The organism is Salmonella sp. SAL04214 (assembly GCF_046550615.1).
Classification (GTDB): Bacteria; Pseudomonadota; Gammaproteobacteria; order Enterobacterales; family Enterobacteriaceae; genus Salmonella; species Salmonella enterica.
The window spans coordinates 263,142-281,698 of sequence record NZ_JBGDXT010000004.1 but is presented as its reverse complement, the minus strand read 5'-3'; the positions used below and the strand labels follow the sequence as shown (position 1 = coordinate 281,698).

The following is an 18,557-nucleotide window of genomic DNA, read 5'->3' as shown; positions in this document are numbered from 1 at the left end:
GCATATTCAGAACGTTTTTGCCCACCACAGCCGAAGCTTCATGCCCCAATAGCTGGTCCAGCCGCTGGTGGTGAACACAACCCGACCTTGTGAAACCACCACCAGCGTTGGCGTCACGCTGATTTCCCAGCCAGCGGATAAGGCGCCGTTAGCATCATTGACGACCGGGAAGTCAACGCCCTTGCGCGCCAGCCAGCGGGCAACCTCAGCGTCATCGCCGGAGCGGAGCGCAACGGTCATGACGTTTTCCCCTTCCGCCGCCAGGCGAGCGACCGCAGGCGTAGTAAAGCGGCATACCCCGCACCAGCTGGCCCAAAAATAGAGCAGTACGGGGCGTTCCTCGCTCAAGGCCGCCAGAGTTGTCGACTCTCCCGTCAGCGTACGTAATGGTGTCGCGGCAAACGCCGGAGGTGCCTGCGGCGCGCGCCAGACGTCCATGACCACCATTATCGCGATGAGGAGCGCCAGAAAAACCGCGGCTTCACGCAGCCAACGCCGCAGTTTACCCGGCATTGGCAGCCGCCAGTTTTTCTTTCACCACCGCTTCCAGCGTATCCCAGGGCACTGCGCCCGGAATCAGCTCGTCGCCAATGATCGTCGCTGGCGTTCCTTGCACGCCGACCAGCCTTGCCAACTGCAAATTAGTGCGTATCGTTTCCATGCTTTTTTCATCCAGCGTCACTGGCGTAGCCCCTGCTTTCTGCTGGGCCTGTTTAATACTGTCATCCGTATGGTAACCGCGCTTTTGCATGAGTTTTTCATGTAGCGCGAGGAACTGTTGCGGATGCTCGCGCCAGGTGGTCAGCGCAATACGCGCCGCCAGTATGGAACTCTCTCCTTTGAATGGCAGCGGTTTAATAATGACCGCAACGTCAGGATATTTCTGCACAATCTTTTCCAGCATCGGATCGAGCTGTTTGCAGTACGGGCAGTTGTAATCCGTAAAGTTCACCAGCGTCAGCTTAGGGTGTTTAGCTCCTATCCGCGGGCTGGCAGGATCGTTAAACAACGCCGCATGGATCAGATTTTCAATCTGCTTTTCCTGATCCGGCGTAAAAGGAGCGGTTTCTTGCGCGATGCTCAGCGTCGAAAACAGCGCCAGCAGCAAAACAATCATGTATTTCATTGGGTTATTCCTTTCGCTTTTTTCAACGTTTGTAATACCGCATCGCGGGTCAGCAAAGTGGGCAATGCCTCCCCTTCCGGCAAGCCGGGGCCATATACCTGATTAAACGGCACGGCGACCTGGCCACGCGTTTTCAGAAAATCTGTAATGGCATCGGACGGCAGCGTCCAGTCTCCCCGCAGCGCCACAACATCCGGCTGTTGCAAGGCGGCCTGCACATCCTCTTTTTGCAGGACGTTGTATTTATTCACTTTACAGGTAATACACCAGTCCGCAGTGACATCGACAAATACCCGCTTATGCTGCGCCAGCGCCGACTGGATTGCCTGTTCACTCAAGGGTTGCCACTGAACCGTGTCTTGCGCGCTCTTTGACGCAGTGAAGCCGAAATGCGGCAGGAGTAACGTCGCCAGCCAGATAGCCGATCCCAGCATCATCAGACCGAGGATCCTGCGCAGGACATTCATCCAACGCCCGGGGCGCGGTAAACGTAGCGCAAGCCCTGGTCGTAGCGCGACCAGTAGCCACGGCGCGCTCATTCCCAGGCCTAGCGCAAGGAACAGCCCCCACAGCGTCGGCAACGACGCCGTGAGCGCCACGGCGACCGCCGTGCCCAGAAACGGCGCGCTACAAGGCGTCGCCAGCAGCGTGGCGAATGCCCCCTGCCAGAAATGTCCCGACATACCGTTACCGCCGTAAGTGGCCAGTTTCGTGGTCATAGATGAGGGAAGCCTGAACTCAAAAAGCCCGAACAGGCTGGCGCTAAACAACAACATCACCAGCGCCATAAAACCAATAAACCATGCATTCTGGAACTGGACTCCCCAGGCCAGCGCATGGTTTGACAGGCGAAGGAGGGTCATAAACGCCGCCAGCGCCATAAATGACGCAATGATACCGGCGACCGAAGCCAAAAATTGTCGCCTGATGTGAGAGCGGCTTTTTTCCTCTACCAATAAAATAGAGCCAAGTTTCATGCCCAGAACCGGCAGTACGCAGGGCATTAAATTAAGAATCAGTCCGCCGATCAGCGCCATCATTACAACTTGCCAGAAAGGTAGCGCCGCATTGTCCGGCGTTTGCGCTGGCGCAGCGCCAATGGTTTGCGTGCTCTCCTGGGCGATAGCGCCATCGGCTAACACGAGGGTCAGCGATTTGTTGCGCAAATCGGGCGCCTTTTCGCCCCAACTGTCCGTCACCGGCACCGTCGCCTGTAACCTGTCGCCCTCTACGCGCAGGCGAGGCTTCGCAAAATCGACGTCATCTATGGTGTCAAGATAGAGCCCGGGCGATGACCAGCCCGCCGCTCGCGTAGCAGTGACCACCAGTTCTCCCGGGCGATAGCCGACGTCAAGCGAGTCCGTTAGTCCACTGCGGAGCGGAATTTTACCCATCGCCCGCGCATAGTCATGGGCAAAATCGGCATTCTGCACAGTGGGCGTCACGGAAAAGGGGTAATCGGTCAACAGACAAACATTGCTGCAGGTTGATAACGTCAACACGCCGCTCAAGGTCGCGGGCGGCGTACCGCGCACGATCATCGGAAAGGTCACCTCGTCGTGATATCCCTGGGTGGTGATATTCGCCACATCAAAGCGCGAGGGGGTTGGCCAGAACCAACTTACCTCAGGCATGTCGCCTTTCCAGGCGATAGAGGGCGCCACGCCCCCTTCCCCCGGAGCACGCCAGTAGGTTTTCCAGCCGTTTTCCAGTTTGACATCCAGCAACAGCCGGGTCTCACCATTAGCGGACGTATCGGCACGTAGCCGTATGCTGGCATGGTCGTTATCGGGCGAACGCAGCCAGCCGCTTTCCGCCGCCCAGGAGACGGGCAGCCAAAGCCATAACAGGCAGAACAGTATCCGCCTGAACAAAATCATCATATTTTTTCTCCGTGAATGAGTAATTAACCGTTAGCAATAACCGGTCTGTCATTCACGGAAGACACAAAATCGTAGATGTACCCGTAATGTGGGCGGCGAAATAGCCCGGGGAGGCGAAAACGGCAGGCGCATGACCCGGACAGGCGCCAGTAAGGAAAGCAGTAGACAAAGCGCAAGGATAGCGCCTTCAAAGAGTACCGGAGGCGCCGCCAGCAGCGACTTGGCGCTTAATTCGCAGGGAGTGACCGGCGAGCCGTCATCTGTCGAGGAGGGAGCGCTGACCACCGCAGCAGAGGCCGTCGCCTGCATCTGCAAGGCGTGCAGGCCCGCCATGCGTTGCGCGGTACAAACCATTACCACGACACATGCAAGGCAAAGAAACCACCAGCCCATCCGTTGTTGTTTCGCCATTGCGCCCTCACTGTTTAACGCGAGTTATCTTAGCCACTGGCGCGGTTTTGGCAACCTTTCCCCTGTAAAGTTATGTCGGCGCGCTGCGCAACCTTCTGATAGTCGAACAACGTAATTTATTCTTACTAATGATATAACTGGTGTTTTCATACGCACTTTTCAGGTTTACCCTACACTTAGTGGAGAAACCTTTTTGGGGTCCCTTCTGTATGTATTGATTTAGCGAGATGATGCTATGGAACTTAAGGATTATTACGCCATTATGGGCGTGAAACCGACGGACGATCTCAAGACGATTAAGACCGCCTATCGCCGACTGGCCCGCAAGTACCATCCAGATGTCAGCAAAGAACCCGATGCCGAAGCCCGTTTCAAAGAGGTTGCTGAAGCATGGGAAGTGCTGAGTGATGAGCAACGGCGCGCCGAGTATGACCAGTTATGGCAACACCGTAACGATCCACAATTTAATCGCCAGTTCCAGCAACACGAAGGCCAGCCGTATAACGCCGAAGATTTTGATGATATTTTCTCGTCTATTTTTGGTCAGCACGGTCGCCATTCGCACCACCGCCACGCCGCACGCGGTCATGATATCGAAATTGAAGTGGCGGTATTCCTGGAAGAAACGCTGGAAGAGCACCAGCGTACGATTAGCTATTCCGTCCCCGTTTATAACGCGTTCGGCCTGGTGGAGCGGGAAATTCCCAAAACATTGAATGTGAAAATCCCGGCTGGCGTCAGCAACGGGCAACGAATCAGACTGAAAGGCCAGGGCACGCCGGGGGAAAACGGCGGACCTAATGGCGATTTATGGCTCGTTATCCATATTGCCCCGCATCCGCTCTTTGATATCGTCAATCAGGATCTGGAAGTCGTCCTTCCGCTTGCCCCATGGGAGGCGGCGCTCGGCGCTAAGGTGTCTGTGCCAACGCTTAAAGAGCGTATTTTGCTGACCATTCCCCCCGGCAGCCAGGCTGGTCAGCGGCTGCGTATCAAAGGAAAAGGATTAGCCAGTAAAAAGCACACTGGCGATCTCTATGCCATCATCAAAATCGTTATGCCGCCGAAACCTGACGAGAAAACAGCTGCCCTGTGGCAACAACTGGCGGACGCGCAGTCGTCCTTTGACCCACGCCAGCAATGGGGGAAAGCATAATGGCTAACATCACTGTCACCTTTACCATCACCGAATTTTGTTTGCACACCGGCGTGACGGAAGAGGAGCTAAACGAAATCGTCGGACTTGGCGTAATTGAGCCTTACGAAGACGATAACGCCGACTGGCAATTCGACGATCGCGCAGCGAGCGTGGTACAACGCGCGCTACGCTTACGCGAGGAGCTGGCGCTCGACTGGCCTGGGATCGCGGTCGCGTTAACGCTGCTGGAAGAGAATTCACGGCTGCGCGAAGAAAACCGGTTACTGCTGCAACGCCTTTCTCGCTTTATCTCGCATCCCTAATCCACGATAAAGGCAATAAACCGAGGGTGGGCTTTCTGCCCACCCCGGATTTACATGCACCCGGTATAATACCAGAATGCCTCTGACATACTTCCCCCAACGGAAGAAATATAGCCTTTCACCGCGCACAACCCGATCAACGAACCGCCAATGTCAGCCATTAATGCGCCATTGCGAAGATCATCGTTTAAATAAAGACCAGCCACACGTTCACATTTTTTAGATACGTCGGTTATTTTTACACGTTAGCGATCATTTATTGCCTGAAGAATATATTCTTTCACTGTTTTGTACTCTCTGGTTGATACGTACCTTCTCCCTGTCAATGCCGGGTAAAATGTACCGCTGCGCTTACAGGTTGCGGTATTTATAAATAAGAAATACAACAGTCACTTACAGTTTAATAATTGAGCGTTATAACATCCACTACCGCCCAATATTTACACCACGCCTAAAATACAAAAATGTAATAGAATGTAAACAAAATAAGAGCATAAAATAAATAACTTATTAAAAAATCAATATAAATAGAGTGGTCAATAAAAAACGATCGTTTTCAACGAGTTATGTTTCTCAGATTTTCATCTATCCTGAATAGGCTTGCGGAAAATGTAATTTACACCATTGACTATTTCACTTAAAAGGTTTCTGTAATGGAATGGAAGGTCGTTGATACAGTTATAAGTCCCTCTACCGGAGTGTCGTTCTCATGCATACATAGCCTAAAAAATCTTAGATTGACCTTATGGTATCAGGCAGATGTTTACATGCCTCCAGGTAGCATTATCATCCCCTTTAATAAGGGGGTCTTAATAAACGATAAACTTTATCCCGTTACTGTTTACAACGTTACCAGGTTTAATCCTGTTCTATGGAAATCGCTTAAAGAAAATAGCCACTGTCCTGGTAACTGCAATCCTAAACCAGAAGCCTGCAGTTATCCTTTCGAGTGTCTGGTATCCGTTTGTCCATTTGGTTTAACCAGAAATATTCAAATAGATAATAAGAAAGTTTAGGAAATAAAGTATGCATTAGCCATACTACTGATTAAGTGTATTCGCGCACGTTTGCAGTATTTTGCAGTTAAATATGTTTGATATAAAAATTGTACAGTTCGGATATTTTTTGATTCGTTTAATCTAACCTTCACTTTGGCAACGAGGAGCCGGTACAGAGGATATTACTGATGGCCGGCAGACAAAGAAACGCATTGCTTTTAACACTGTATAAATTCCATCCGTGACATTCTTATTTAGTGATATTTCACCAGAGCAATCATCTTACCTTTATTGTGCATAAAAATCAGCAAGTAGTGTTTAGAAAAAATAATGTTTTAGACAAAAGCTCTGCGCGTCATGCTGATTGCCAAAAGCATAACGGGCTGACATGATGTCAGCCCGTGGGTTTACCCCTGCCCTGATACTTACGGTACGCTTATCGTCATATTGTCATGACCGACAATGACAGGGCCCGGGTAATTTTTCATGGCTTCCTGTTGCCAGACGTCATCCGCAACCGTCGCAGGCACCAGATGACTTAACACCAGTTTTTTCACGTGGGCCTCGCGAGCAATCTTACCGACATCTTCAATCGTGGTGTGATGCGACGCAATCGCTTCAGCCAGCGTTTTTCCGTTGCCAATACTATTAGCCAGTTTTGCTACCGAAGGGACATGTACCGCCTCATGTACCAGGATATCCGCCCCTTGGGCAAACGTTGCAAGCGGCGGAAACCAGGACGTATCGCCAGAGAAGACGATTCGCTTACCCTGGGTATCAAAACGGTAAGCAAACGCTTCACCGTCCGGGAAAGGGGAATGAGGCACTTTTAGCGCGCTTATTGTGACCAGTTCATCTTTATAGATGACGCCCTGGCCAATATCGGTCGCCTTAACCAGGTTGCGCGGATCGGGTTTCCCCTCTTCTTCCATGCGTAACGTGATATCCCTGTCAAAGACCTTCCAGCTAGCCTTCGTCATCGCCTGGGTTCCCGGCGGGCCATAAACCTGTATGGTATGGTCTTTCAGACCACTTGCCCAGGCATTCATCAGCAAGGAAGGATAATCCAGTATGTGGTCGCTGTGCAGATGGGTGAGCAAAATAGTATTGATGTTGCGCAGTGGAATGCCGTTTTTCACCAGTTGCAGACTGGCGCCGTAGCCGGCATCTATCAGCCATATTTTATCGCCGATAGTGAGCGCCGTCGCTTGCGGTAGTCTGGCTGTATTGAGCAAAGAAGGCCCGCCTTTGGTGCCCAGTAAAACAATGTTGATCTCTTGAGGCGCAGGAGTACCGGCAGCAATGGCAAGGTGGCTTTGCGCCAGCATACAAACCGCCAGCATAGCGACGCTTTTTTTCATCATGTTTTTACTCTTCTTAGTTGAGAAAAGAGGGAACTTCACGTTGGCGAAACTGCGAAGGAGAACAGCCAGCAAGGCGATTAAAGAAACGGGCGAAATAAGCCGGATCTTTAAAACCTAATTGCCAGGCGATCTCGTTGACAGCATTGTCGGAAAAAAGCAGCAGTCGTTTCGCCTCGCGTAATTGCCGATCAAAAATCAGGCGTTTAGGCGGGCGATTAGCAAAACGTCGGCAAATATCGGTCAAACGAGATTCGGTAATATGCAGCTCGCAGGCATAATCGGGCACCGTCCAGTGCTGATGGAAGTGGTTGTCAATTAACAGGGTAAAGCGCTGAAAAAGTTTCAGTTCACCGCGCATCCCGGTTGCGGCGTGATCGTCCAGCTTCGCATTACGCAACAGCAAGGTAAATACCGCCTGCGCCAGTAGCACCAGGGTATGTTCGCAGCCAGCCAGTTGTTCCGTGGACTCCCGCTCAATTAGCTGCCAGTAATGTTTGAGCGCCGCCAGCTCGTTGGGTTTATCCGCCAGCGACAGACAGATTCCCGGCAGGCCGAAGGCCTCTCTGGTGCCGGGATAAAGCACCTCCAGCAGCGGCCAAACCAGCTCTTCGCGTACCGTCAGAACATGACCATCGCTATCCGATTCGGTAATAAAAGCATGTGGCACCGAGGGCGGCGTAAGCACAAATAGCGGCGCCTGCACCGAATAGCGATGATCGTCGAGCTGTAGCTCAATCTGCCCGGTATCAAGAAAGTGCATTTGAAAAAACTGGTCGTGGCGATGCGCCTGCATATCACGGCCAAAGAAATCCGCCATACGAGCAAACGACTGATAATGCACATCGTTACTGCCCATGCTTTCGTCATACTCTTTGCTGATATCAATATTGGCGATCGCACGTTGGCACATAGTTTCTCCTCAAGGGGTGGCGCGCGGACGCGATGCTTTCATGGGAATGAGCCAGATAATGGCGGCGCCGACGACTAACAGAGAAGCGACAAACCAGAGTCCGCTATTGAAGCTACCGGTGATATCTTTTAGCCAGCCAATCATAAACGGGCTAAGCGCGGAGCCAATATTGCCGGTGGCATTGATGACCGCAATGCCTATCGCCCTGGCGCGTAAACTGATCGACTGATCCGGCGTGGTCCAGAAGATCGCCATCGCGCTAAAGGAACCCGTGGATGCCATCACGATCCCCAGGAGCTGGATCAGGTTATGGTCGGTCGCCGACGCCAGCAGCCAGCCCGCGGCGGCAAACAGGAACGGCAACGCCGTGTGATGTTTACGTTCCTGATGTTTATCCGAATGGCGGCTCCAGTAAATCATGCCCAGAATAGTACAAATCTGCGGGATCGCCGCCAGCAGGCCGATGGTGATATTGCTGCTGCCTTCATTAAAACTTTTCAGGATTTGCGGCGTCCAGATACTAATGGCGCTAAGCGTATTGGTAAGGCAAAAATAGGCCAGCGTATACATCAGTACAATTGGCGTGAATACTTCGCGCCACAGACTACGCTGCTGCATGGCGTTATGGCTGATGGCCCCCTCCGGCTGAACCAGCGTCAGGCGGTCATTATCCATCATCTCCTGCAAACATTTTTTATCCTCTGCCGTCAGCCATTTGGCTTTTGCCGGGGTATCATCCAGGTAAAACCAGACCATAATGCCTAACAAAACTGACGGAAATCCTTCCAGCAGGAATAACCACTGCCATCCATGCAGATTGAATATGCCGTCCAGCGATAAAATATAGCCGGAGACAATCGACCCCAACGCGGTAGTGGCCGGCATGGCAATCATAAATAATGCGTTGGCGCGGGCGCGGAAAAATGCCGGGAACCAGTAGGTTAAATAGAGCAATATTCCTGGCAAAAAGCCCGCTTCGGTAATGCCCACCAGCATTCGCAGCACATACAGGCTTTTCGGTCCCACCGCGAACATCGTGGCGGTAGATGCAATGCCCCATAGCACCATAATGGTCGCAATCCAGCGGCGGGCGCCGACGATGCTCAACATCACGTTGCTGGGAATGCCGAAAATGACGTAGGTGGCGTAAAACAGCGTCGTGGCAAGGCCAAACATGGTGGCGCTTAACCCCAGATCCTGCCCCATCGTCAACCCGGCAAAACCGATGTTGATACGGTCTAAAAACGAGAAGATAAACAACACGAATAAAAATACGATCAGTCGGCGGAACAGTTTATTTATGACGGTTTGTTGACCCGTGCTGAGCGCGTTGTGCGAACCGACAGACTCGGGGCTTTCCGGAAGTGCAGATGATGTGTCGCTCATTTTTTTTCCTCTGATGGGAATTTTGTAGGGTACTACGGTTGCCCGGTAGCGCTGCGCTTACCGGGCCAGGCTTAATAGACGCCGGACGCACCGGACAGCTTTTTTTCTGCGCCAAAGCGCGCCGCCAGCGCCTCCGCTCCGCGCGCCAGCAGCGTGGTGTCAACGCCGACGGCGACAAATAGCGCCCCCAGTTCCAGATAACGTTTCGCCAGTGCTTCATTGGCCATCAGAATCCCCGGCGCTTTCCCCGCCGCGCGTATCTGCACGATGGCGTTCTCAATCGCCGCCTGCACTTCCGGGTGCTGCGGATTGCCGGCAAAGCCCATATCGGCGCTGAGGTCCGCCGGGCCGATAAACACGCCGTCAATGCCATCCACGTCGAGAATTGACGCCAGATTGCTCATCGCCTCACGCGTTTCAATCTGCACCAGTACGCACATGGCGTCGTTGGCCTGGTGGAGATAGTCCGGAATGCGATTCCAGCGCGATGCCCGCGCCAGCGCGCTGCCCACGCCGCGAATACCAGCAGGCGGATAACGCGTAGCCGCCACGGCGTTTCGCGCTTCATCGGCATTCTGCACCATCGGTATCAGCAGCGTTTGCGCGCCGACGTCGAGCAGTTGCTTAATCTGTACCGGATCGTTCCATGACGGACGCACCACCGGCTGGCTGGGATAAGGCGCAATCGCCTGCAACTGGGTCAACACCGTCTGCACGTTGTTTGGCGCGTGTTCACCGTCGATCAGTAGCCAGTCGAAGCCGGCGCCCGCTAACAGTTCAGCGCTGTAACTGTTGGCAAGCCCCAGCCACAAACCGATTTGCGGACGCCCCGCTTTTAACGCGTCTTTGAAAGCATTTTTCATCGTTTTTTCCTTACACAAACCGGCAACTGATCGCGCCCATGTTGCCGTAGTCGACATGGAAAGTGTCGCCCTTGCGCGCCGGCACCGGGCGGGTGAACGAGCCGCCGAGGATGATCTGCCCGGCTTCAAGCTGGACATCGTAGGGGGCAAGCTTGTTCGCCAGCCACGCCACGCCGTTGGCCGGATGATTCAGCACGCCTGCGGCGACGCCGGTTTCTTCGATCACGCCGTTGCGATAGAGCAGCGCGGAGATCCAGCGCAGATCCAGCTCGTCTGGTTTGATGGGACGACCACCGAGGATCACCCCGGCGTTGGCGGCGTTGTCGGAAATGGTGTCGAACACTTTGCGCGGGCGCTGGGTTTCCGGGTCGATGTTGTGGCTGCGGGCGTCAATCAGTTCCAGCGCCGGAATCACATAATCCGTGGCGTTGTAGACGTCGAACAGCGTGCAGTGAGGGCCGCGCAGCGGTTTCGCCAGCACAAACGCCAGCTCCACTTCAATACGCGGGACGATAAAACGGTCGGTGGGGATATCGCCGCCGTCATGGAAGAACATATCGTCAAGCAGCGCGCCGTAATCCGGTTCGCTGATTTGCGAGCTGGCCTGCATCGCTTTTGAGGTCAGGCCGATTTTGTGGCCTTTGAGCGTGCGCCCTTCGGCAATTTTGATATTGACCCATTCGCGCTGTACGGCATAGGCATCTTCAATAGTGATGTTGGGATAATCCAGCGACACTGCGCGAATCTGTTCACGCTGTTTTTCAGCCTGATTAAGTCGCTGGGCGATCAGGGTATGGGTCTGTTTATCGAGCATAGTTGCTTCCTGTTACCTCATTCGGTGCTGCTGTGCCGGGTGGCGACGCGGGTGCGTCTTACCCGGCCTACGGTTCGGTATTGCTTCGTGCATCGTTTTTTTGTAGGCCCGGTCAGCGCAACGCCACCGGGCGAAAGAGTGTGCTATTTAAATAACGCGTGTACGTTGTTTTGTTTGTAATTGAGCGTTGGATGTAACTCGGCAATCTCAAACGACAGCGCCAGATAGCGGTTCTCCATCAGGTCGGCGAAGTGGGCTTTAATCAGCCCAAACAGCATTTCGCCGACTTCCTGACGGCTCTCCAGGCTGCGCCCGGCGCCGATTTTCAGCGTCATATGCACAAACGCGTAATCATGCTTACCGTCAGCCATCTGCCAGGTATCCAGCCAGTGGGCGCGACTGCGGATACCGCCAATGGGGAAAATCCCGCTGGCGGCCAGCGCCTCGTTTACCTTGCTGAACAGGCCGGGTAAATCAGCCTGCTCGCGAATATTTTCAGTACATTCAGCAATAAAGTGCGGCATAAACACCCCTTACGCAGGCAGCGGGAAAACAGCGTTCACCTGGCCGGTACCGGAGCTGGCGAACAGGTCGGTGATGAACTCCACCTTGCCGTCGTATTTGTCCCAACCCAGCATTCCCAGCAGCATGACCGTGTCGTGCATGTTGCCTTCGCCGTAGCAGTAGTCGGCGTACTCCGGCAACATGGTGCAAAACTCCTTGAATTTGCCTTCGCGCCACAGCTTGACCACGCGCTCGTCCATCTGGTGATCGAACTCGCGGGTGTAGCTGTTCATCCCCTCTTCCGCCCGTTGGTCGTCAATAAAACGGTGCGACAGAGAACCACTGGCGAATACCGCTACGGTACCGTCATATTTCTCAATCGCCTTGAGAATGGCTTCGCCCAGTCTGCGGCTGTCGGCAAAATCATGCACAGTGCAGAACGCCGAGATGGAGACCACTTTGAAGTGCTTGTCGCTGTTCATGTAGCGCATCGGCACCAGCGTGCCATACTCCAGCTTCAGGCTCGGGATGTTATGCGCTTTGGCGCGCACGCCCAGTTTGACCGCCTCGTCGGCGATCAGATGGCCGAGCGCCGGATTACCGTCATAGTCATAGGTCATGTCGCGAATAAAGTGCGGCAATTCGTTGCTGGTATAGACGCCCTGGAAATGGTCGGCACAATTAATGTGGTAAGCGCTATTCACCAGCCAGTGGGTGTCGAATACGATAATGGTGTCAACGCCCATTTCGCGGCAACGCTTGCCAATTTCAATATGCCCATCAATGGCTGCCTGACGACAACCGTGATTTTTTCCTGGCAGTTCAGAAAGATACATCGACGGCACGTGGGTAATTTTTGCTGCTAACGCTAACTTGCCCATATCAAACTCCCCATTTTGGGATAGGATGGTCGCCCATTGAGATGCAGACGTTTTTCATTTCCGCAAACACTTCGAAGCTATATTCGCCGCCTTCGCGCCCGGTACCGGAGGCTTTCACGCCGCCGAACGGCTGGCGCAGGTCACGGACGTTCTGGGTGTTGACGAAGACCATGCCGGCTTCAATCCCACGCGCCAGGCGCAACACTTTGCTCACGTCCTGGGTCCAGATATAAGAGGCCAGACCGTATTCCACGTCGTTCGCCAAACGTAACCCTTCCGCCTCGTCTTTGAATGGCAGCAGGCAGGCGACCGGCCCAAAGATCTCTTCCTGCGCAACGCGCATACGGTTGTCGACATCGGCCAGCACGGTTGGGCGCAGGAAGTTACCGCCTTTCAGATGCGCAGGCAGGTCAGTGGGTTTTTCCGCACCGCCCGCCAGCAGCGTTGCGCCCTCTTCAATGCCGAGGCGGATATAACCGGAGACTTTTTCCCAGTGCTGTTGGCTAATCAGCGCGCCGACCTGGGTGTTCGGGTCGGTCGGATCGCCGACACGCAGGCGATTCGCGCGTTCGGCAAAGCGCTTCACGAACTCAGGGTAAATGCTCTGCTGGATAAAGATGCGCGACCCGGCGGTGCAGCGTTCGCCGTTGATCGAGAAGATGGTGAACAGCGCGGCGTCCAGCGCGCGCTCAATGTCGGCATCTTCAAAAATCAGCACCGGCGATTTACCGCCCAGCTCCATCGAGTATTTTTTCAGGCCGGCATTTTTCATGATATTGCGACCGGTGGCGGTACCGCCGGTAAACGACACCGCACGCACGTCATGGTGGCGTACCAGCGCATCGCCCGCCGTCGCGCCATAGCCCTGCACCACGTTCAGCACGCCTGCCGGAATTCCTGCCTCCAGCGCCAGCTCGCCCAGCCTGTCGGCAGTCAACGGCGACAGCTCGGACATTTTGAGCACCGCGGTGTTGCCCAGCGCCAGGCACGGCGCGACTTTCCAGGTCGCGGTCATAAACGGCACGTTCCACGGCGACACCAGCGCGCAGACGCCGACGGGCTGCACCAGCGTATAATTGAGCATTTTATCGTCAACCGGATAGGTCTTGCCGTTCATCTGCTGGCACACTTCGGCGAAGAATTCGAAGTTATGCGAGGCGCGCGGGATCAGCACGTTTTTAGTCTGGTGAATAGGCAGGCCGGTGTCGGCGGTTTCCATCGCCGCGATTTCCGGCACATGCTGGTCAATCAGGTCGCCAAGGCGGCGCATCAGGCGCGCGCGCTCTTTCATCGGCAGGTTGGCCCATTTCGGGAACGCCTCTTTTGCCGCCGCGACAGCCTGGTTCACCTCTGCTTCACCGCCGGAGGCCACTTCCGCCAGCACGTCACCGGTCGCCGGGTTAGTGGTCTGGAAGTAGTCGTTACCTGCAACATTTTTGCCGTTAATCCAATGATTTATTTTCTTCATTTTGCACTCTCCTCACTGACGATTCGGTTAACCAGGCGACCCACGCCTTCTACTTCCACGACAACTTCATCCCCCGGCACCACATCGGACAACCCTTTCGGCGTACCGGTGGCAATCATGTCGCCCGGTTGCAACGTCATAAATTCGCTCAGATAAGAAATCAGGAACGGGATGCTGAAGATCAGATCGGCGGTCGTCCCTTCCTGGCGCAGCTCACCGTTGACAAAGGTGCGTAACGTCAGGTTGTGCGGATCAGAAACCGCCTCTTTATCCACAATCCACGGGCCTATCGGCGTCAGGCCGTCGCGGCTTTTTACCCGCAGATTCGGACGGTAGTAGTTTTCCAGATAGTCGCGGATCGCGTAGTCGTTACAGACGGTGTAACCGGCCACATACTCCATGGCTTCGGCTTCGCTCACCTTACGCGCCGTTTTGCCAATCACCACGACCAGTTCGGCTTCATAGTGCATATATTCGACGTTGTTCGGGCGCACCGACGTTTGGTGATGTTCGGTAAAGGTGTTTGGCGCTTTGATAAATACCAGCGGCTCTTTCGGCGGCGTAAATGCCAGCTCGCTGGCGTGATCGGCGTAGTTCAACCCCAGCGCAAATAACGTTCCCGTCGCTGACAGCGGCCACGTAAACGTCTGGTGGCGGGCGAATTCATCTTCTGCGACAACCGGATTTTCCAGAGCGGGTAAACCTTTCGCCAGAATACGCACCCGATCGCCGGGACGCAGCGCAACGCGATTCTGCGGTGTACCGAGTAAGATCGCATCGCCAGGGTTAAGCGTAGCGAACTCACTTAACGCGCTAAGCAGCTGTGCGGCGCTACGCTGTAAATCGGCAGTATTCCAGTGGTCCGCTTCTCGTCCGTTGATTTCCGTGATAATGGTGAGGTTATCCACATCACTCAGCGGTGCCATTTCACCCAGCGGGCAAAAGCCATCGCGACATTTCGCTTTAATCGCCGGGCGATAAAAGCTCTCTTCCGGCAGGCTGACCTCGTTAGCCAGCGCATACCCGGCGATATAGTCCGCCGCCGCTTCAGGGCGTATCCGGCTGGCGGTTTTCCCCACAATGAGCGCCACTGTCGCGCCGCTCAGTACCTTTTCTCCCTGCGGATAAGGAATGGGTTCGCCGTGACGAATCACCGTATTACTCGGCTTGATGAACCACACTGCGGTTTTAGGCGGCGCATTATAGGGAGGCTGAGAGAAAGCCTCTTGCCAGGCATCAAGCTGGCTGCGATGGTTTAACGCAACGGCGAAAACAGTACCCTTCATACATAAACTCCTCAGGCCGATTTAACGGGCTGTGATTTCATTAATATATTAATGATTAGATTTATGCTTTCGCTGTACATTTAGCAAGCTGAAGTAAAGTATTTGTGATGTGATTAACAATATTTTCACAAAATAATAATTAAATACATATATATCAAATAGTTAAATAAAACACCTTGTTTCTGTTAAACTTTGGACATAAAACAGATGTCATAGCTCACATCGGTAAACACGATTATTCAGGTATTAATAATTCTGCAAAAGAGAAACGCTTATGCATGATTCATTAACCATCGCATTGCTTCAGGCGCGCGAAGCGGCAATGGCCTATTTCCGCCCCATCGTTAAAAGCCACAATCTGACCGACCAGCAATGGCGCATTGTGCGAATCCTGGCCGATAGCCCCTCTATGGATTTTCACGAGCTGGCCTTTCGTACCTGCATTTTGCGTCCAAGTCTGACCGGAATATTGACGCGCATGGAGCGAGACGGACTGGTGTTGCGACTCAAGCCGGTTAACGATCAGCGTAAGTTATATGTCATGTTGACGGAGCAGGGACAAACGCTGTACGCCCGTGCCCGGAGCCAGGTAGAAGAGGCTTATCGAAAAATTGAGGCCGATTTCACGCCCGAAAAAACACAGCAATTGATGCTGCTGCTGGACGATCTTATTGCTCTGGGGCGCCAGCATCCTGATAGCGAAGCGGAAGCATAGTATTCTTTCCTTCCCTCGCCGCCGACACGGGAATCCCCTCCCGCTTACAACGTTGACGGCGATCGCATTTTACTCTTCTTCTTCGACGTTCATCTGAAAAGTACCCGCCGTTGTCCTGAAAGTCTCTTCACAGTTTACGCTTCTGCCTATTCAATTAAACAACAAATAAGAAACATATTATTAACAAAACATTCCGATTAACGAGGAAGAAGCCGCAATGAAACCTGAAGATTTTCGTACTGATAACAAGCGTCCGTTAACGGGCGAAGAGTATTTAAAAAGCCTGCAGGACGGGCGGGAAATTTATATTTACGGTGAACGCGTTAAAGATGTTACGACACATCCGGCATTCCGCAATGCCGCAGCCTCTGTCGCACAACTGTATGACGCATTACATAAACCGTCGATGCAAGATACCCTGTGCTGGAATACCGATACCGGCAGCGGCGGTTATACGCATAAATTTTTCCGCGTGGCGAAAAGCGCAGATGATCTGCGCCAACAGCGTGATGCTATCGCCGAGTGGTCACGCCTGAGTTACGGCTGGATGGGACGCACACCGGATTACAAAGCCGCCTTTGGCTGCGCTCTGGGCGCTAACCCAGCTTTCTACGGCCAGTTTGAGCAGAACGCCCGTAACTGGTACACCCGTATTCAGGAGACCGGCCTGTACTTTAACCATGCTATCGTCAACCCGCCCATTGACCGCCACAAACCTGCCGACGAAGTGAAAGACGTCTATATCAAGCTGGAGAAAGAGACGGACGCCGGGATTATTGTCAGCGGGGCGAAAGTTGTCGCCACTAACTCCGCCCTGACTCACTACAACATGATTGGTTTCGGCTCAGCCCAGGTGATGGGCGAAAACCCGGATTTTGCTCTGATGTTTGTCGCGCCAATGGATGCCGAAGGCGTAAAACTTATTTCGCGCGCCTCGTATGAAATGGTCGCGGGCGCGACGGGCTCGCCGTTTGATTATCCACTCTCCAGCCGCTTTGATGAAAACGATGCCATTCTGGTGATGGACAAGGTGCTGATCCCGTGGGAAAACGTGTTGATTTACCGTGATTTCGATCGTTGCCGTCGCTGGACGATGGAAGGCGGCTTTGCCCGTATGTATCCACTGCAAGCCTGTGTTCGTCTGGCGGTTAAACTTGATTTCATTACCGCGCTGCTGAAAAAATCGCTCGAATGTACGGGTACCGTAGAGTTCCGTGGCGTGCAGGCCGATCTCGGCGAAGTCGTGGCCTGGCGCAATATGTTCTGGGCATTGAGCGATTCTATGTGTTCTGAAGCAACCCCGTGGGTAAACGGCGCCTGGCTACCGGACCACGCCGCGCTGCAAACCTATCGTGTGATGGCCCCAATGGCCTACGCGAAAATTAAAAATATTATTGAACGTAACGTTACCAGCGGCCTGATTTACCTGCCTTCCAGCGTCCGCGATCTGAATAATCCGCAAATCGACCAGTACCTGGCGAAATACGTACGCGGCTCTAACGGAATGGACCATGTTGAACGTATCAAAATTCTTAAATTGATGTGGGATGCCATCGGCAGCGAGTTCGGCGGTCGCCATGAGCTGTACGAGATTAACTACTCGGGCAGCCAGGATGAAATTCGTCTGCAGTGCCTGCGTCAGGCCCAGAGCTCCGGCAATATGGATAAGATGATGGCAATGGTCGATCGCTGCCTCTCCGAATACGATCAGAATGGCTGGACGGTTTCGCATTTGCACAATAACGACGACATCAATCAACTGGATAAGCTGCTGAAATAACGCGGCAGGAGGTTCTCATGCAAGTAGATGAACAACGTCTGCGTTTTCGCGATGCGATGGCAAGTCTGGCGGCAGCGGTCAACATCGTAACCACGGCGGGTCACGCCGGACGCTGCGGTATCACCGCAACAGCGGTCTGTTCCGTCACCGATACGCCGCCCTCCGTAATGGTATGTATTAATGCCAATAGCGCCATGAACCCCGTTTTTCAGGGCAACGGCAGGCTGTGCATTAATGTACTTAACCATGAGCAGGAGCTGATGGCGCGCCACTTTGCCGGTATGACGGGGATGGCGATGGAGGAGCGTTTTCACCAGCCATGTTGGCAAAACGGACCGCTGGGCCAGCCGGTACTTAACGGCGCGCTGGCCGGTCTTGAAGGCGAGATCAGCGAGGTACAAACCATTGGCACGCATCTGGTGTATCTGGTGGCGATCAAAAATATTATTCTTAGCCAGGATGGGCATGGCCTGATTTATTTCAAACGCCGTTTTCATCCGGTCAGACTTGAGATGGAAGCGCCTGTTTAACCGTCACTCATGCCCACAAGCGGGATAACCACCGCTTGTGGGAGAAGAGTCGATACGCTGAAGATTTTTATTCCCGCCGCGATGTTTGCTCGCCATAAATCGCGGCGATTAATACAATCTAAGAGCCTATCCCACCTGGCGTTATTGGCGCAGCCAGTTTGGACACGGACAGCGCGC

At 53.6% G+C, this 18,557-nt stretch carries 19 protein-coding genes; 6 read left to right on the top strand and 13 right to left on the bottom strand.

Annotated features, from left to right (window positions below; translation table 11 throughout):
• Positions 1 to 6: 6 nt before the first annotated feature.
• From ACLJQD_RS09510 to ACLJQD_RS09495, 4 genes are read right to left on the bottom strand one after another with little or no spacing between them, the layout of a single operon-like run.
• Positions 7 to 513 carry a protein disulfide oxidoreductase gene (locus ACLJQD_RS09510; RefSeq protein ID WP_017440947.1) on the bottom strand — a complete coding sequence of 169 codons (507 nt, stop codon included), beginning with the start codon at positions 511 to 513 and terminating at the stop codon, positions 7 to 9.
• Entirely contained in the window at positions 503 to 1,126 is a 624-nt protein-coding gene (locus tag ACLJQD_RS09505) for a DsbA family protein (RefSeq protein WP_017440946.1), read from the bottom strand. Before ACLJQD_RS09505 ends, ACLJQD_RS09510 begins: the two co-directional genes overlap by 11 nt.
• Positions 1,123 to 3,009, bottom strand: coding sequence for a protein-disulfide reductase DsbD family protein (locus tag ACLJQD_RS09500; RefSeq protein ID WP_017440945.1), 1,887 nt, complete (start codon positions 3,007 to 3,009; stop codon positions 1,123 to 1,125). The genes ACLJQD_RS09505 and ACLJQD_RS09500 overlap by 4 nt, the downstream gene beginning before the upstream one ends.
• Before the next feature lie 48 nt (positions 3,010 to 3,057).
• Complete coding sequence (locus ACLJQD_RS09495) at positions 3,058 to 3,420, bottom strand: copper resistance protein (protein WP_001118902.1); 363 nt, start codon at positions 3,418 to 3,420, stop codon at positions 3,058 to 3,060.
• 235 nt (positions 3,421 to 3,655) lie between these two features.
• On the opposite strand from ACLJQD_RS09495, the gene cbpA reads away from it, so the two are divergent.
• The 3 genes from cbpA to ACLJQD_RS09480 all read left to right on the top strand — a co-directional run bounded on the left by cbpA (position 3,656) and on the right by ACLJQD_RS09480 (position 5,897).
• Positions 3,656 to 4,576, top strand: a complete 921-nt coding sequence (gene cbpA / locus ACLJQD_RS09490) for a curved DNA-binding protein (protein ID WP_000420603.1) — start codon at positions 3,656 to 3,658, stop codon at positions 4,574 to 4,576.
• On the top strand, positions 4,576 to 4,881 hold the full coding sequence (cbpM, locus tag ACLJQD_RS09485; RefSeq protein ID WP_001284251.1) for a chaperone modulator CbpM: 306 nt from the start codon (positions 4,576 to 4,578) through the stop codon (positions 4,879 to 4,881). The genes cbpA and cbpM overlap by 1 nt, the downstream gene beginning before the upstream one ends.
• A gap of 653 nt (positions 4,882 to 5,534) precedes the next feature.
• Entirely contained in the window at positions 5,535 to 5,897 is a 363-nt protein-coding gene (locus ACLJQD_RS09480; RefSeq protein ID WP_001537781.1) for an anti-adapter protein IraM, read from the top strand.
• Positions 5,898 to 6,304: 407 nt separating this feature from the next.
• On the opposite strand, the gene ACLJQD_RS09475 is transcribed toward ACLJQD_RS09480, so the two are convergent.
• The 9 genes from ACLJQD_RS09475 to hpaG all read right to left on the bottom strand — a co-directional run bounded on the left by ACLJQD_RS09475 (position 6,305) and on the right by hpaG (position 15,355).
• Positions 6,305 to 7,243: an MBL fold metallo-hydrolase gene (locus ACLJQD_RS09475; RefSeq protein WP_000976561.1), complete on the bottom strand. Its 939-nt coding sequence runs from the start codon at positions 7,241 to 7,243 to the stop codon at positions 6,305 to 6,307.
• Between the two features lie 13 nt (positions 7,244 to 7,256).
• Positions 7,257 to 8,153: a 4-hydroxyphenylacetate catabolism regulatory protein HpaA gene (gene hpaA, locus ACLJQD_RS09470; protein ID WP_000336602.1), complete on the bottom strand. Its 897-nt coding sequence runs from the start codon at positions 8,151 to 8,153 to the stop codon at positions 7,257 to 7,259.
• A gap of 9 nt (positions 8,154 to 8,162) precedes the next feature.
• Positions 8,163 to 9,539 (bottom strand): 4-hydroxyphenylacetate permease, encoded by a 1,377-nt coding sequence (gene hpaX, locus ACLJQD_RS09465; RefSeq protein WP_017440944.1) that lies wholly within the window; start codon positions 9,537 to 9,539, stop codon positions 8,163 to 8,165.
• Between the two features lie 71 nt (positions 9,540 to 9,610).
• A complete protein-coding gene (gene hpaI, locus ACLJQD_RS09460) occupies positions 9,611 to 10,402 on the bottom strand; it encodes a 4-hydroxy-2-oxoheptanedioate aldolase (protein ID WP_000785061.1) in 792 nt (263 codons plus the stop codon).
• A 10-nt stretch (positions 10,403 to 10,412) separates the two neighbouring features.
• Positions 10,413 to 11,216, bottom strand: coding sequence for a 2-oxo-hept-4-ene-1,7-dioate hydratase (hpaH, locus tag ACLJQD_RS09455; RefSeq protein WP_000884795.1), 804 nt, complete (start codon positions 11,214 to 11,216; stop codon positions 10,413 to 10,415).
• A 143-nt stretch (positions 11,217 to 11,359) separates the two neighbouring features.
• A complete protein-coding gene (locus ACLJQD_RS09450) occupies positions 11,360 to 11,740 on the bottom strand; it encodes a 5-carboxymethyl-2-hydroxymuconate Delta-isomerase (protein WP_001119849.1) in 381 nt (126 codons plus the stop codon).
• 9 nt (positions 11,741 to 11,749) lie between these two features.
• Entirely contained in the window at positions 11,750 to 12,601 is an 852-nt protein-coding gene (gene hpaD / locus ACLJQD_RS09445; protein ID WP_000516974.1) for a 3,4-dihydroxyphenylacetate 2,3-dioxygenase, read from the bottom strand.
• Between the two features lies 1 nt (position 12,602).
• The gene (hpaE, locus tag ACLJQD_RS09440; protein WP_000723524.1) at positions 12,603 to 14,069 is read right to left on the bottom strand and encodes a 5-carboxymethyl-2-hydroxymuconate semialdehyde dehydrogenase; all 1,467 of its coding nucleotides are present in this window, start codon (positions 14,067 to 14,069) and stop codon (positions 12,603 to 12,605) included.
• Complete coding sequence (hpaG, locus tag ACLJQD_RS09435) at positions 14,066 to 15,355, bottom strand: 4-hydroxyphenylacetate degradation bifunctional isomerase/decarboxylase (RefSeq protein ID WP_017440943.1); 1,290 nt, start codon at positions 15,353 to 15,355, stop codon at positions 14,066 to 14,068. The genes hpaE and hpaG overlap by 4 nt, the downstream gene beginning before the upstream one ends.
• Before the next feature lie 274 nt (positions 15,356 to 15,629).
• On the opposite strand from hpaG, the gene hpaR reads away from it, so the two are divergent.
• The 3 genes from hpaR (at position 15,630) to ACLJQD_RS09420 (ending at position 18,380) form a co-directional block, all read left to right on the top strand.
• Positions 15,630 to 16,070 carry a homoprotocatechuate degradation operon regulator HpaR gene (gene hpaR, locus ACLJQD_RS09430; protein WP_017440942.1) on the top strand — a complete coding sequence of 147 codons (441 nt, stop codon included), beginning with the start codon at positions 15,630 to 15,632 and terminating at the stop codon, positions 16,068 to 16,070.
• 217 nt (positions 16,071 to 16,287) lie between these two features.
• The gene (hpaB, locus tag ACLJQD_RS09425) at positions 16,288 to 17,850 is read left to right on the top strand and encodes a 4-hydroxyphenylacetate 3-monooxygenase, oxygenase component (protein WP_017440941.1); all 1,563 of its coding nucleotides are present in this window, start codon (positions 16,288 to 16,290) and stop codon (positions 17,848 to 17,850) included.
• A gap of 17 nt (positions 17,851 to 17,867) precedes the next feature.
• Positions 17,868 to 18,380 carry a 4-hydroxyphenylacetate 3-monooxygenase reductase subunit gene (locus ACLJQD_RS09420; RefSeq protein ID WP_001195556.1) on the top strand — a complete coding sequence of 171 codons (513 nt, stop codon included), beginning with the start codon at positions 17,868 to 17,870 and terminating at the stop codon, positions 18,378 to 18,380.
• The last annotated feature ends 177 nt before the right edge of the window (positions 18,381 to 18,557 follow it).